The 14,749-nt window shown below is 68.5% G+C and carries 10 protein-coding genes; 6 read left to right on the top strand and 4 right to left on the bottom strand.

Translation table 11 applies throughout. The features are described 5' to 3' along the window. Positions 1 to 174 precede the first annotated feature (174 nt). From FCG67_RS04905 to FCG67_RS04885, 5 genes are read left to right on the top strand one after another with little or no spacing between them, the layout of a single operon-like run. Complete coding sequence (locus tag FCG67_RS04905) at positions 175 to 1,836, top strand: aldehyde dehydrogenase family protein (RefSeq protein WP_136907641.1); 1,662 nt, start codon at positions 175 to 177, stop codon at positions 1,834 to 1,836. A gap of 2 nt (positions 1,837 to 1,838) precedes the next feature. Next, on the top strand, positions 1,839 to 3,035 hold the full coding sequence (locus FCG67_RS04900) for a thiolase family protein (protein WP_136907639.1): 1,197 nt from the start codon (positions 1,839 to 1,841) through the stop codon (positions 3,033 to 3,035). Positions 3,036 to 3,069: 34 nt separating this feature from the next. Continuing rightward, complete coding sequence (locus FCG67_RS04895) at positions 3,070 to 4,809, top strand: class I adenylate-forming enzyme family protein (protein WP_136907637.1); 1,740 nt, start codon at positions 3,070 to 3,072, stop codon at positions 4,807 to 4,809. Between the two features lie 2 nt (positions 4,810 to 4,811). Then, entirely contained in the window at positions 4,812 to 5,345 is a 534-nt protein-coding gene (locus FCG67_RS04890; protein ID WP_169310445.1) for a PaaI family thioesterase, read from the top strand. Beyond that, on the top strand, positions 5,342 to 6,823 hold the full coding sequence (locus tag FCG67_RS04885) for a carotenoid oxygenase family protein (RefSeq protein ID WP_136907635.1): 1,482 nt from the start codon (positions 5,342 to 5,344) through the stop codon (positions 6,821 to 6,823). The genes FCG67_RS04890 and FCG67_RS04885 overlap by 4 nt, the downstream gene beginning before the upstream one ends. 72 nt (positions 6,824 to 6,895) lie before the next feature. Here the strand turns inward: FCG67_RS04885 and FCG67_RS04880 are convergent, their stop codons facing one another. Next, a complete protein-coding gene (locus tag FCG67_RS04880) occupies positions 6,896 to 8,137 on the bottom strand; it encodes an acetyl-CoA acetyltransferase (RefSeq protein ID WP_136907633.1) in 1,242 nt (413 codons plus the stop codon). Positions 8,138 to 8,388: 251 nt separating this feature from the next. Here FCG67_RS04880 and FCG67_RS04875 point away from each other — a divergent pair, with 251 nt between their 5' ends. Next, positions 8,389 to 9,315, top strand: coding sequence for a winged helix-turn-helix transcriptional regulator (locus FCG67_RS04875; protein ID WP_169310444.1), 927 nt, complete (start codon positions 8,389 to 8,391; stop codon positions 9,313 to 9,315). A gap of 30 nt (positions 9,316 to 9,345) precedes the next feature. Here FCG67_RS04875 and FCG67_RS04870 read toward each other — a convergent pair whose 3' ends face one another. The 3 genes from FCG67_RS04870 to pepN all read right to left on the bottom strand — a co-directional run bounded on the left by FCG67_RS04870 (position 9,346) and on the right by pepN (position 14,696). After that, the gene (locus FCG67_RS04870) at positions 9,346 to 10,716 is read right to left on the bottom strand and encodes a flavin monoamine oxidase family protein (RefSeq protein ID WP_136907629.1); all 1,371 of its coding nucleotides are present in this window, start codon (positions 10,714 to 10,716) and stop codon (positions 9,346 to 9,348) included. A gap of 265 nt (positions 10,717 to 10,981) precedes the next feature. Continuing rightward, the gene (locus FCG67_RS04865; protein WP_246044849.1) at positions 10,982 to 12,169 is read right to left on the bottom strand and encodes a winged helix DNA-binding domain-containing protein; all 1,188 of its coding nucleotides are present in this window, start codon (positions 12,167 to 12,169) and stop codon (positions 10,982 to 10,984) included. 37 nt (positions 12,170 to 12,206) lie between these two features. Further along, positions 12,207 to 14,696, bottom strand: a complete 2,490-nt coding sequence (pepN, locus tag FCG67_RS04860; protein ID WP_136907625.1) for an aminopeptidase N — start codon at positions 14,694 to 14,696, stop codon at positions 12,207 to 12,209. Between the last annotated feature and the right edge of the window lie 53 nt (positions 14,697 to 14,749).

Genomic DNA, 14,749 nt, shown 5'->3' with positions numbered 1-14,749 from the left:
ACTCTCACCCTCGAACGGTCCGACATCGTCGACCGTTGACAACCCGCTGTGTGTGCTGGTTCACTTCAATAATAGTAGTTAGATCGGGCAAAGCGGACGATCGCCCTCGTCCGCACACCCACCCCGATGACTGCCTGATCTCGCCACAATCTGTTGACACAGGAACGAGCGCCCATGTTCTTCGAAACCCACCTCGAACTGCTGCAGGCAGCGACAGAGGCCAACCGCACCCGCACCGCGTGGACCGGTTATGCGCCCATCGCCCCGCCCGACGCCGCGCAGGCCGACGCCATCCTCGGCACCTACGACGGTGCCACCCTGACGCTTTCGTCTCCCACGGACTCGGTGATCACCGCAGACGAGATCTCGCCGTACACCGCGAAGGCGCTCAACGTCAGCTACAGCGCGCCCTCCGTTGACGAGGCGCTGGTGGGTGCGGCAGCCGCGGCCACCGCCCTCCGCGACGCCGACGTCGAGCGTCGGGTCGGCGTGTGCCTCGAGGTACTGCACCGGATCCACCAGCGCGGCCAGGAGTTCGCGGCCGTCACCGCACACACCACAGGGCAGAGCCTCAACATGGCCTGCAGCGGAAGTGGGACCAATGCGCTCGACCGCGGTCTTGAGGCCGTGGCGATGGCCTGGTCGGCCATGACCCGGGTGCCAGGACACGTGACGTGGCAGCAGCGATTCGGCAAGTCGGATGTGACGCTGCGGAAGCGATTCCGCGCCCGCCCGCTCGGCACCGCACTCGTCGTCGCCTGCGCCTCGTTCCCTGCATGGAACGCCTACCCGGCGATCCTCGCGAACCTGGCGACGGGAAATCCGGTTCTCGTCAAGCCGCACCCCCGCTCGGTGCTCGCGACCGCGCTCGCGGTTCGCGTGATCCGCGAGGTGCTGGCCGAGGCGCAGCTGCCTGCCGACGCCGTTCAGTTGGTCGTCGACACCGCGGACGCCCCGGTCGCGGGGCAGCTGGCGACCAGCCCCGAGGTGCGGATCGTCGACTTCACCGGCAGCCCCACGTTCGGGTCGTGGCTGGAACGAAACGTCCCGAACACCCTGGTGTTCACCGAGACCGCGGGCGTCAACACCGTTGTCCTGGACTCTGTTTCCGACCTGTCAGCAGCCATGCGGACGCTCGCCGGGGGTCTCTCGCTCTTCAGTGGTCAGATGTGCACCACTCCGCAGAACATCTACATCCCGGACGCCGGTGTGCGCACGGACGAGGGTGTGATCGCACGAGACGACGTCATCACCGCGCTCCTCGCGGCGATCGACGATCTGGCAGGCGCACCTCGCCGCGCCGGTGCCGTCTGCGGCGCGCTGCAGTCCGACGCGACGCTGCACTCGATCACCGCGCTCGCCGACGCGGCCGAGGCGAGGGGGACCCTGGTCCGCAGGCCACTGCCGTACGCGCATCCGGACTACCCCCAGGCCCGGGCGGCGACCCCGCTGGTCATCAGGGTCGACCCACGCCGGGGAGACACCCTTCCCGAGGGCGAACAGTTCGGCCCGGTCGCGTTCCTCGTCGACGCCGCCGACACCGCGTCCGCGGTGGAGCACGCGACCGCGAGCGTCCGCAGTCACGGCGCGATCAGCTCGTACCTCTATTGCACCGACGACGCCGTCATCGACGAGGTGGCGGACGCATACGCCGATGCCGGGGCCTCCCTGTCGGCAAATCTGGTGTCCTCGATGCCCATGCAGTTCGCGGCCGCCTACAGCGACTACCACGTCACCGGCCTCAACCCTGCAGGCAATGCGACCCTCACCGACGAGTCCTTCATCGCCGGGCGTTTTCGCATCGTCCAGGATCGTCGCCAGATCGAAGGGGAGTGACCATGTCCCAGTTCACATCTGGCGTCTATATCTACGATGCCGTTCGCACCCCTAAGGCGCGGGTCCGGCGCCAGGGCGGCACGTTCGCCGACGTACCGTCACACGAACTCCTCGCCCAGTTGCTGTCCGCCCTGCAGGAACGCGGACTGCCCACTGACACGGTCGACGACGTCATCGTCGGCACCAGCACGGCCGTCGGCGACCAGGGCGGCGACATCGCGCGTACCGCCGTGCTCTGGGCTGGCTGGCCGGACCAGGTCGGCGCAGGCGTGGTCTCGCGACTGTGCTGCTCGGGGCTGGACGCGATCGAGTCCGCCTCGGCCAAGGTGGCGTCCGGCATCGCCGATGTCGTCGTCGCCGGTGGTGTCGAGTCGATGTCGCGGGTGCCGATGCTGTCCGACCGGCCGGCCTTCCTCGGCGACGAGGAGCTCGGCGACCGCACGGGTTACGTGACCATCGGAGTCTCCGCCGACCTCACCGCAGCCGAATACGGGTTTACCCGAACAGATCTCGACGAATATGCGGTGACCTCTCACCGCCGTGCCGCCGCGGCCCCGCCGTCCGAGTCGGTGATCCCGGTCCGATCGGGCGCCACCACGATCCTCGGCTCGGACGAGGGGCCCCGACCGGACATCAGCCTCGAATCACTCGCCGGACTCGCGCCCCTGTTCGGGGAGGATCCGTCGTGGAGCCGGGTGGCGATGCGTCTGCCCGCCGTCGGTCGGCCGGAGGGCGGGCTGCACACCGCAGCCACCGCACCGCAGATGGCGGATGGTGCGGCGATGGCGGTCTTCGGGTCCTCCTCCGCCCGCGATCGGCTCGGCCGCGCGCCGATCGCGGAAGTGGTGGGCGTAGCCCAGGCCGCCGTGCGCTCGCCGCTGCTCACGGCATCCGTTGTCGCCTCCAGGCGTGCCCTCGAGAACGCGGGGATCACCGCCGGACAGCTCGACGTGATCGAGGCGAACGAATCCTTTGCCGCGTCCGTCCTGGTGATGACCCGGGAGCTGGGGCTCGATCCGAACAGGGTCAACCCGCTCGGCGGATCTCTCGCCACCGGTCACCCCCTGGGCGCGGGCGGTGGTGCCCTCCTCGTCAACGCCCTTGACCAGCTCGCCCGCATCGACGGCGAGTACGCCCTGGTGACCATCCCGGCAGCGCTCGGGCTCGGCGCCGCCGTCGTCATCCGCCGTCTCCGCTGACCCGCCACCCCAGACCACTGCACGAAAGGACGCCATGAACGCCCTCCCGGAAGGCCCCTCCGCCAACCGCTTACGCCCGTGCCATCCCGACAGCCGTGTCGACGACTACCTCGAACACCACTGGTGGTCGCCGCTGACCGTGCTGGACCTCCTCGACGGCCAGGTCCGGAGCCGCGGAGGCGCCCCGGCGGTGACCGATCCAACGAACCTGCCCGCGCTGTGCGGGATCGAGCCGGAGTCACTGACATGGCAGGAGTTGGACGCACGCGTCGATGACCTGGCTGCGAAGCTGCACGAGTCGGGAATCGGTCCCGGCGATGTCGTTGCCGTGCTGATGCCCAACTCCGTCGCCCTGACCGCGACCTACTTCGCGCTGTGGCGCCTCGGAGCGATCGCGGCCCCGATGCCGGCCTCGTACCGACGATACGAACTGACGCGGATCGTCGAATCCGCTGCGGCCGTCGCGGTTGTCACCGTCAACAGCTTCGGCGACCGGTCGCCGTCCGAGGAGGCGCTCGGCCTGATCGGCGAGTTGCCCTCCCTGCGCACCGTGTTCACCTTCGGCCCGCCCTCGTCGAACAGTGGCCGACCGCTGGATGCCGCCCCCGCCACCGACGGATCGCTCGATGCCGCGCGTCGCGCCTACGCGGCGCTGCCCCGATCGGTGAACGACTGCATCACGATCTGCTGGACCAGCGGCACCGAGGCGGCACCCAAGGGCGTGCCCCGGTGTCACGGTGACTGGATCGCGGTCGGGCAGGCGGTTCAGGACGGACTGGAGACGGACGAGGCAACGGTCATGCTCAACCCGTTCCCGATGGTCAATATGGCCGGGTTCGCGACCTCGCTGCTGCCGTGGCTGCTCGGCGGCGGTCACGTGGTCCACCACCACCCGCTGGACCTGGCCGTCTATCTCGATCAGCTCCAGCGCTACCGCGTCACCCACACGAGCATGCCGCCCGCGATTCTCACCATGCTGTTGCAGCGGGAGGACCTTCGGACCGCATACGACCTGTCCGCGCTCCGCCGGGTGGGTTCGGGTGGCGCCCCGCTGCCCCCCGGTGTGGTGCGCGACTGGCAGTACTCGCTCGGTGTCGAGGTGCTCAACTTCTTCGGCTCGAACGAGGGAGTATGCCTGCTCGGCGCCCCGTCTGACACGCCCGACCCGCTGATCCGCGCAGAGTACCTGCCGAACTACGGCGCACCGGACAGGTCGTGGGCCACCGACGTGGCCGAGCGCACCTCGGTGCGCCTGGTGGACCTGGCGACCGGCGAACAGGTCACCACGGTCGGCGGACGCGGCGAGCTCCGGCTGAAGGGACCGACGATCTTCGCCGGCTACCTGGAGGGAACCGCGGCATCGAGCCCGTTCGACGAGGACGGATACCTCTGCAGTGGAGACATTTTCGAGCTCTGCGGGGACAACGGCGAGTACCTCAAGTTCGTCGACCGCAGCAAGGAGATCATCATCCGCGGAGGCATGAACATCGCTCCTGCCGAGATCGAGGGGATTCTCATCGACCACCCCGCCGTCGCCGATGTGGCCATCGTCGGGTACCCCGATGACGTCCTCGGCGAGAAGTGCTGTGCGGTAGTTGTTCCCGCCACCAGCGACGGGGTCGCACTCGAGGACCTCGTGGACTTCCTGCGCGCGAAGGAGGTGGCGTCGTTCAAGCTGCCGGAACGGATCGTGACGGTCGACGAGCTTCCCAGGAACCCGATCGGAAAGCTGCAGCGGCGCGACATTCGCGGCGCGGTCGAGAAGGTCGGCTGACAATGGCATCACCGGATGGCGACGGTGCACCGGTCGGCAGGCCACGCGAGACACCGACCGGGTCCGGCCGACCCATCGCCGACGAGATGACGGCGATGCTGGACGGGCGGTTCCCTGGCCTGGTCGGCATGCGCATCCTCGAGGCGTCGGCGTCGGAGGTCACCGGCGAACTGCGCGTTCGCGAGGAACTGCTGGCACCGAACGGATATCTGCACGCGGCCACCGTCGTGGCATTGGCCGACACCGTGTGCGGTGTCGGCGCACGGCTGGCGCTGCCCGCCGAGGCATCTGGATTCACCACACTCGAACTCAAGACGAACTATCTCGGCACCGCGCGGTCCGGCACGGTCACCGTCGAGGCGACCCTCGTCCACAGTGGGCGGCGCACGCAGCTGTGGGACGCCACCGTCCGCGACAGCGCCGGGAAGGCGATCGCGCTCTTCCGCTGCACTCAGATGGTCCTGTACCCCTCAGCACCGCAACAACATTCAACTTCTCGACCTGTACACAGCAACACCGAAACGGAGCAGGCATGACTTCCACCCAGCCGCGCGCGAACGGCGACCCCATCGCCGTCGCTCGCCCGGTCGACGCCACCGACGACAATCCGTACACCCTCGGGGTGTTCGCGCCGGTCCACGACGAACTCACCCTCGACGATCTCACCGTCATCGGTGAGATCCCCAAGGACCTCAACGGTGTGTACCTCCGCAACGGCCCGAACCGGCAGTTCGAGGCACCGGGCCGCTATCACATGTTCGACGGCGACGGCATGATCCATGCCGCACACTTCGAGAACGGGAAGGTGCGGTACCGCAATCGGTACGTCCAGACCAAGGCCTTCCAGGATGAGTCCGAGGCGGGCCGTGCCCTGTGGACCGGTCTGATGGAGAATCCGCAGGACAATCCGTGGGGCAACGGACACGGCCTCGGGATCAAGGATTCCGCCAATACCGACGTGATCTACCACCGCGGCCAGGTCCTGGCGACCTGGTACCTCTGCGGAACGCCCTACGCCGTGGACCCACTGTCCCTGGAAACGCTTGGTGCACAGGACTTCCTGGGAACCTTTGCCGGGGACATGATGGCCCACCCCAAGGTCGACGAGGCCACCGGCGAACTGATCTGGTTCGACTACGGTCCCGACCAGGACTTCCTGCGTTACGGCATCATCGGCACCGATGGTCGTCAGACGCACCTCACTCAGATCGATCTGCCGGGTCCGCGACTTCCGCACGACATCGGGATCACCGAGAACTACTCGATCCTGATGGATCTGCCGCTGGTTCAGGATCACGATGCGCGCCGGGCAGGCAAGTACCGGATCTTCTACGATCAGGATCTTCCCGCTCGATTCGCGGTCATTCCCCGCCACGGCAACGGTAGCGAGGTGCGCTGGTTCGAGGTGAAGCCCTGCTACATCTACCACGTGGTCAATTCGTGGGAAGAGGGCGACGAGATCATCATGGACGTGTGCCGGGTGAAGAACCCTCAGCACCAGACGACCTTCGCCTCCCCGCTGTCGAACATGCTCGCGTACATGCGGCTCGACGCCCAGCTCTACCGGTACCGCTTCAACCTTCGTACTGGCGCCACCATCGAAACCGAACTCGACAATGCCAACATCGAGTTCCCCAGCGTGGATTCGCGTGTGATGGGCCGCTCGCACCGGTACTCGTACAGCATGAGTCTCGGCAACGAGCCGACCCTGCTCTTCGACGGGCTCGTGCGGTTCGACTCACAGACGGGCACCAAGGAAGAGCACAAGTTCGGTTCCGGGCGTTGGGGTTCGGAGGCACCATTCGCCCCGCGCGACGGATCGACGGGTGAGACCGACGGCTACCTGGTCTGCTTCGTCAACGACGAGGCCGAAGACAAGGGCGAGATCAACATCTTCGATGCCGAGAACGTCGCGGCGGGACCGATCGCGCGGGTGCTGCTGCCGCGCCGGGTTCCCTCCGGCTTCCATGCCACCTGGGTGCGCGCCGATCAGCTCGCCGAGGCCCGCGCGTAGAAGAACGTAGGTCTCCCGGTGCGGGGCGGTCCGAGAGCCGCTCCGCCCGGGAGACCTACGTCGTGTGCGTGGCTACGCTCCGCTTCCCCGGACCACGACCGTGGCCACCGCGGTCGTGAACGAACCACCGATGTTGACGGTGAGGGCGCGCCTGGCGTTCTCGACCTGATGGTCCCCCGCCCGGCCGGTGACCTGGCGAGCAGAATCGAGCACCATGCGGACGCCGGTGGCACCCACCGGGTGCCCGTGTGACATCAGCCCGCCGCTGGGGTTCACCGGCAGCCGGCCGCCGCGCTCGATCGAACCGTCCATCACCACCTCGCCGCCCTTGCCCGGGTCCGCCAGACCGATGTGCTCGAGGGTGACCAGCCCGTTGATGGTGAAGCAGTCGTGGATCTCGGCGAGATCCAGATCGGCGACCCCATCCAGCCCTGCGCGGCGGTAAGCGTCGTCGACGGCTCCGCGTAGGTGCGGGAAGAGATAGTCCCGGTCGGCACTCTGGGCGAGCTTGTCCGCGAGCAGCAGCGTCGCCGTGCGATGGCCGAATCCGGCGATCGTGGCCTCCTGGTCCAGGTCGGCTCCGGTCCGCTGCGCCCACGCCTGCGCAAACTTCGGCCCGGCCAGCACCACGGCTGCACCTCCGTCGGTGATACGCCCGCAGTCGGTCTTGCGGAGCATCCCCTCCACAATCGGGTTCACCTCGTCGTTCTCGTCGAACGACCCAGCCGGGAAGTCCCAGTCCCTGGTCTGCGCAAGACCATTGCGCGATCCATTGCCGAAAGCGATCTCGGCGAAACGACCGAGATGTGCGTGGTCGAGACCGTAACGCCGTGCGTACTCGTCCGCGATGTCGGCGAAGAGCGCGGGCCACGGGTACTTCACACCCAGCGCCTCCCGCCCGGCCCACGCCGCGGTACCCAGGTACTCGGCGGCAGTCTGCGCGGGCACGTTGCGCATCAGCTCGACCCCGACCACCAGCGCCACGTCGTATCGACCCGACTCGATGTCCGCGCACGCAGCGAGGATCGCGGTGCTGCCCGAGGCACACGCCGCCTCGTGCCGAGTGCTCGGCAGGCCGTCGAGGCCCGGCACGGCCGCGACCACCATTCCGCCGAGCTGGGCCTGGCCCGCGAAGAGTTCTCCGGCGAGGTTGCTCACGTGGATCACACCGATCTCACGCTCGTCCACTCGCGCGTCGGCCAGGGCGGCAGGCACCGTCTCGGCAAACATGTCGACCAGGCCGAGCCCCTCCTTCGACCAGTTCCTGGCGAAGTCGGTCTGAACTCCTCCGAGCACGTACACGGGGTTCGTCATCTTTCCTCCTTGTTGTCGCATCTCAGGTTAGCCACGGCCTGCCGTTACTACAAGATCCATAGTTGCTTCCGCAACTGGGTGCATCAGTGAATCAACCAGCGGTACAACAGTTGAACGTTGGGTACGCGGACATACCCCTATGAAATAGGTGTCGTATGCCGATATCACTTCTTAATGAGAAGCCGAAAGTCCGAGAATGGGGCCGGACCGCCGCGGTTCCCGGCCACATGCTGTTTGCGATGATTGACGGCATGTCCCCAGTCCCGACGCACCCGGCATCGTCCGCGCTGGGGCACGCCCTGCTGATCGCGGGTGACCGATGGAATCTGCAGATCATCCGGGCAGTCTTCGACGGCGCCGAGCGCTTTTCGCAACTACGTGACGAACTGGGGATCTCGGACGCCGTCCTCTCGCATCGTCTGGGTCGCCTGATCGAGGACGGAATCCTCGATGCGCACCCGTATTCGACCGCGCCGCCGCGCAACGAGTACCGCCTCACCGACCTCGGTGACGACCTGTGGCTGGCCTTCGTCGCGTTGTGGAGTTGGGACCGCCACTGGGCACCGTGGGCACCCGACCGGCCGACCACTCACCTTCGTCACCTGCCGTGCGGGCACCTCATCACGCCGATTTTCGGGTGCGCCGGCTGCGCGGCGATCGGGGTGACCGCCCGCGACGTGCGGACCGAGGTCGACGCGCCGCTCCTCGTCGACATCGCCGACCGCCGATCTCGGCGCACGGCGAAGGGTGACGCGCCGGGGATGGACTCCACCAGCGTGCTCGCCGATCGCTGGTCGACCTTCCTGCTCGCCGCCGCACTCGAGGGCAACCGCCGGTTCGGCGACTTCCAGAACCGGCTCGGGTCGATCTCGCCGGTCACCCTGACCGACCGCCTCGCCTACTTCGTCGACAACGGAATGCTGGTCCGTACGCCGATCACGGATGGCGCGCGGCGGCACGAATACCGCACCACGCCAAAAAGCCTCGACTTCTTTCCCGTGTTCGCCGCGCTCAACGCGTGGGCGGCGCGGCATCTGTCCGAAGACGGGCGATCCGGCCTGACCATCGTGCACAACGCAGGCGAGCACCTGCTCGAACCCCGGTACACGTGCAACGCCTGCAATGCCGTCTTGCGTCGGGCCGACACCGAGTTCAGGCGGGCGACCGCCGGTCGCTGATGGGCCGACCGCGCGGGCCAGAGGACATCGTCAGCCCCGGATCAGCCCGTCGTGCTCGGTCACCTCGCGCGCGGCCCGTTCACCGGAGCGGACGGCCCCGTCCACCCAGCCGCACATCTGCGCCGAACTCTCCGTGCCCGCCCAGTGGATACGACCGCAGGGCTCGCGGAGCGCATGGCCGAACTCCGTCAGCACCCCGGTCGGCGCGTGGCTGAGCATGGCGCCGCCGGAGTATCGCTCCACGGACCAGTTCTGCTCGATGTAGTCGATCGGTGTGCCGGCCTTGTCGCCGAAACGTCCGGTGAGCTCGCCGAGGACCGACTTGCGGCGTTCGGCCTCGCCGAGGCGCCCGATCTCGCGGGCAATCGGGCCCTCGACGATGACGCACAGCACCCCGGGCGTGGCCGCGTCCGTGCAGGCGTCGATGGTGATGGTGGCGGGGGAGCCGGGTGCCGCCGACTGACCTGACAGCCCATCGGCCCGCCAGAACGGCTCCTCGTACACGACCGCGATCTTGAAGATCGCGCCGCTCGGCATCCGCTGGTGCAGGAAGGAGCGGTCGACCGGCAGCATCGGCTCGTAGAGGATCTGGCTCGCGATCGCGAGCGGCACCGCGACGATCGCCCGCCGGGCACGCACGGTCATGTTCTGGGAGCGAACGGTCACGCCGTTCCCGTCCTGCTCGATATCGCGAACAGGCTGCCCGAGATGGAGGGCGTCCCCGATCTCGGCCGCCATCGGCCGGTAGACGGCGCCCATGCCGCCGACCGGTCGCTCGTCCTCGGCCGCGTCCTTGACCCCCAGGACGAAGCTCGGACCTCCACCCGTCGCCATCTGGTACAGAACGAAGAGCAGCGAGACCTCCGAGGCTGCCGAGGTGTAGCAGCCGGCGATCGCCGTCTCGAGGAGGTCGTGGGCCGGCCTTGAGTGGACGTTGTCGTCCAGCCATTTGGCCAGGCTGATCCGATCCCACTCGGCGGCCTTCTTCGCCTCCCACGGGGCGTTGAGCGGGATCGTCTTACACATCGAACCCAGTTCCAGGAAGACAGCACCGAGATTCGCCGTCACCCACGGGCTCATCGTCAACGGAATGGTGCCCTCGTACCGGTGCTGCTTGCCGCCGACCACCATCATGGCCTCGCCGTCGGTGTACTGCTTATAGCTCGGCACACCGAACTCGTCCATCAATGCGTAGATCCGGTCCTGACCTGGCCCTACCCAGGCGCCGCCACGGTCGATCCACGACCCGTCCTCGCGCACTTCTGTGAAGGTTCGCCCGCCGACCCGGTCCCTCGCCTCGAGCAGCGCCACCGATTGGCCGCCTTGTTTGAGCCGCAGCGCCGCCGTCAGCCCCGCGAATCCCGCACCGACAACGCAATAGTCGACGTCGACGTCAGCCATGACAGCACCCTGCGTTCACCAGATCTGCGCGCACACCCCTCGCCGGGTGCACCACTCGGCTGCACTCGCGTAGCGGGGGTCGAAAACGCCTCGCATCTATGCGTACTCGCAGTGCACGTGCAGGTCAAGGGCGACGGATCTGTGAGCGAAAGCCGTTGTCGCAGATTCGAAACCGCACGATCGCTGCGGACGAACCGGCGGTTCTCGGGCGCCCTACTCGGACGATGATCCGATAACCGCCCGTTCGCGCCATCAGGGCGAACGGTCAGGCGCGCAGCTTGGCCAGTGGCGAGGGAAAGCGGGGGAGCACCTTGTCGCCCTCGAGCCAGGCCGACAGCTTCGCCGCTTCGTCGTCGAACGCTTGCCGGGCCTCGGTACCGACGTCCTCGAGCAAGTGCACCACCACCTGCCCGGCCTCGTCCTGCCACCAGCCGCCGACGATCCGTCCGTCCCACCACGCCGTCGGGCCGGCGTTCCCGTTGGTGTCGAAGAGCAGGTCCTTGTGCGGCCCGAGGTACCAGTCCCGGTCCCGCCAGCCCATCGTGGTGGGGTCGAGGGCGGGCAGCAGTGCCGCCCACGGCTCGACGGGATCGTCGTGTTCCTGGTCGTCGGCCATCAGGTAGCCGGTCTGGCCCTCCAGGTCGACCGTGACGACGTCCAACTCCGACAACGCCTTCCGCACGATGGACACGGTCGACCCGAGCCACCATTTGAGATCGGCCTCGGTGCCGGGGCCGAACGCGCGCAACCACGCCTCGATCAGCCAGGCCGCGCCTTCCGTCTCGGCGCGGCGATCGATCGGCACACCCAGCCAGGATTCGCTTGTCGCCCAACGGTTCCGCGACGCCCGCCACGGTCCGTCATTCGTCGCACGCACGATCCGGCCCTCCGCCGACAGCACAGTCAGCACCCGCGGACCGACCGACACCTGCCCACCCCAGCTCCGGCCCTCGCCGTAGGTCATCGAACCCTGCAACAGTGGGATCTGATCACGCAGCGACGTGTACGCCATCGGCGCGCTGCCCTCCAGCACATCGAGCACCGCATCCCCGGCAGCCCCGAGCCAGCCCGCCCCGTCCTCGAACAGGCCGGCCTTCTCCACCTCCCTGATCAGGCGCCGCCGCTCCGTGTCGGCCACCCGGTCGCTGGCACCGGCCTGGACGAACGGCAACGACTCGCTGGGGAACACGAACAGGGTGCGCCGCATCGCGAGGTGCTTGACCAGCGAACGCTCCTCGTACAGAGCGTGTTCCAGGTCCGCCACCATCATGCCGTCGACCCTGGCCCTTGCGGACAGGAAGATCGTCGCGGGGTCGGTGCCGTGCAGGCACACCAGGCTCGTCGCCGCCTCCGTCACGCTCTCGGCGCGAGCCTCGGGCGCGAGCCGGTGTCGGCGGGCAAGCCGGGCGCGGCGCTGCGCCTGGTCGAAAGGTGTGGCGTGATCGGTGGGCACGGGGATCATTGTGCCCGCTCGCGGCCGGCCTGCGCGGCTACCCGAGCGCAGCCCGCACCCGCAGGTCCCGTTCCAGGTGGTCACGCTGCTCGATCACCAGCCGGCGCAGCGCGTTCGGTGCGTGCGGGTTCGCGGCCAGCCAGGCGTCGACGGGGCCGAGCGAGTCGGCCACCGGGAAGAGCCCGAGCACGATGCGCCGCGCGATCTCGATGCTCCGTCGCGCCCATACCTCGCCGATCGCCGCGAAGTACTCGTCGTCGTAGCGGGCGATGAGGTCGCGGCGGTCACCGGCCCGGAAGCCGGCGATGACGGCGTCGAGGTGCTCGTTCGTCAACGAGGTGTCGCTCAGCGCGGACTCCCAGGCGCTCGCCTTCACCTCGGCGTCCGGCCGCGCCGCCAGCGCCCGCAGATGGGCGGTCCGGCCGGAGGCGGTGTCGTCGGCGCCGAGCTCCGCATCCAACTCCGCCGCGCCTGCGTGTCCGGTGGCGGCCAGCGCGGTCCACAGCGCCCAGCGCAGATCGGGATCGAGGGCCAACCCGTCCGGTGCGGGCGCCCGCCCGTCGAGGATGGCCCCGATGTCGGCGGCCAGGCGGTCGTCGACCGTGGCCGCGGTCGCCGCCGCGCGCGCCCAGGCGAGCTGGGCGCCCGAGCCGGGCTCGGCGGATTGCATTGCGGCCCAGGTTGCCTCGAGCCAGTCTCCCCGCCACCGATCCCGCTCCACGATCGGCAGGTAGTGCCCGATGGCGTAAGACGCATTCGACAGCACCGCGGCCAGCAGCGCCGTGTTCGACTCCGCCGGCGCGAACGCTCGGGCCATCGCGAGGTAACGATCGGCGGCCAGTTCGCCGTCGCGGGTCGCGTTCCACAGCGCGGACCAGATCAGCCCGCGCGCCAGCGGATCGGCGACGCGGTCGAGTGAACGCTCCACGGTGGCAAGCGATCCGGAGTCCAGGCGAACCTTCGCGTAGGTGAGGTCCCCGTCGTTCAACAGACGAAGCGGAGCGGGGTCGAGCGCGATCGGCGTGCGTTCGGCGACGAGGTCCACCTCCACCCGCCCGCGACGGACCAGGTCGCCGGCATCGTCGAAGTCGTACAGACCGACAGCGAGGCGATGCGGACGCGGGTCCGTCAGGACGATCTCGTGGCCGCGGTCGGTCTCCTCGAGCGTCAGCGTCGACATCCCCGAGGTCTGCAGCCAGGCACGCGCCCACTCCGTGAGGTCGCGGCCCGACGCCGCCGACAGCTCCGCCAGGAGGTCCGCGAGGGTGGTGTTCCCGAAGGCGTGCGCCCGGAAGTAGCGGCGGGAGCCCTCGAAGAAGGCGTCGCGCCCGACGTACGCGACCAGCTGCTTGAGCACGCTCGCGCCCTTCGCGTAAGTGATGCCGTCGAAGTTGAGCTTGGCCGCCTCCAGGTCGACGATGTCCGCGACGATCGGGTGCGTGGTGGGCAGCTGGTCCTGCGAGTACGCCCAGGCCTTGCGCCGGTTCGCGAACGCGACCCACGCGTCGGTCCACTGCGTGGCCTCGGCGCTGGCGAGCGCGCCCATGTAGTCGGCGAACGACTCCTTGAGCCACAGGTCGTCCCACCACACCATCGTGACGAGGTCCCCGAACCACATGTGGGCCATCTCGTGCAGGACGGTGTTGGCCCGACCCTCGTACTGCGCGGCCGTCGCCGCGCCCCGGAAGACGTAGGCCTCGGTGAACGTCACGCAGCCGGGATTCTCCATCGCCCCGAGGTTGTATTCCGGCACGAACACCTGGTCGTACTTGCCCCACGGATAGGGGTAGTCGAAGTGCTCGGCGAAGAAGTCGAGGCCCTGCCCGGTCACCTCGAAGAGAGTATCCGCATCGAGGTACTGCGCGAGCGAGGCGCGGCACAGCAGCCCGAGTGGAACCGTGAGATCTCCACGGCTCCACGTTGATTCGACCCGGGCATAGGGCCCGGCCACCAGGGCGGTGAGGTAGGTGGAGATCGGCAGGGTGGGGGAGAACTCCACCGTCTGCCGGGAGTCGTCGCCCTCGCAGGTGGCGATCGGGCGATTGGACACCAGCTCCCACCCGACCGGGGCGGTGACGGTAAAGGTGAACGGCGCCTTCATGTCCGGCTGCTCGAAGCAGGCGAACACCCGGCGCGCGTCCGACGGCTCGTATTGGGTGTAGAGGTAGGTCTGACCGTCGACGGGGTCGAGGAAGCGGTGCAGGCCCTCGCCGGAACGGCTGTACTCGCCGGTGGCCTCGACGACGACCCGGTTCGTCGCACGCAGATCCCGGACCCGGATGCGGGCGCCGTCGTACTCGACGGGGGCTGCCGTCCCGTTGACGGTCACCGACTCGACCGACTGCCCGATGAAGTCGATCCACGTCTCCGCGGCGGTGGCGTCGAACTCGAGGGTCGTGGTCGTCGGGAAGCCCGGCCGGGAGTGGTCGGGCGCGGCCAGGAGGTCGAGTTCGACGCGATAGCCGCGGACGGTGACCACCGCCGATCGGGCGGCGGTTTCGGTGCGGGTCAGGTTCGCGATGGTCACGGGTCGATCCTGCCAGGCGGGCCGCGCAGCAGGGCGGTACCGACGGCTTCTAT

It is taken from the genome of Rhodococcus oryzae (assembly GCF_005049235.1).
GTDB lineage: Bacteria > Actinomycetota > Actinomycetes > Mycobacteriales > Mycobacteriaceae > Rhodococcus_G > Rhodococcus_G oryzae.
The sequence above is the reverse complement of the archived record's forward strand: the minus strand, read 5'-3'. Positions and strand labels throughout refer to the sequence as shown.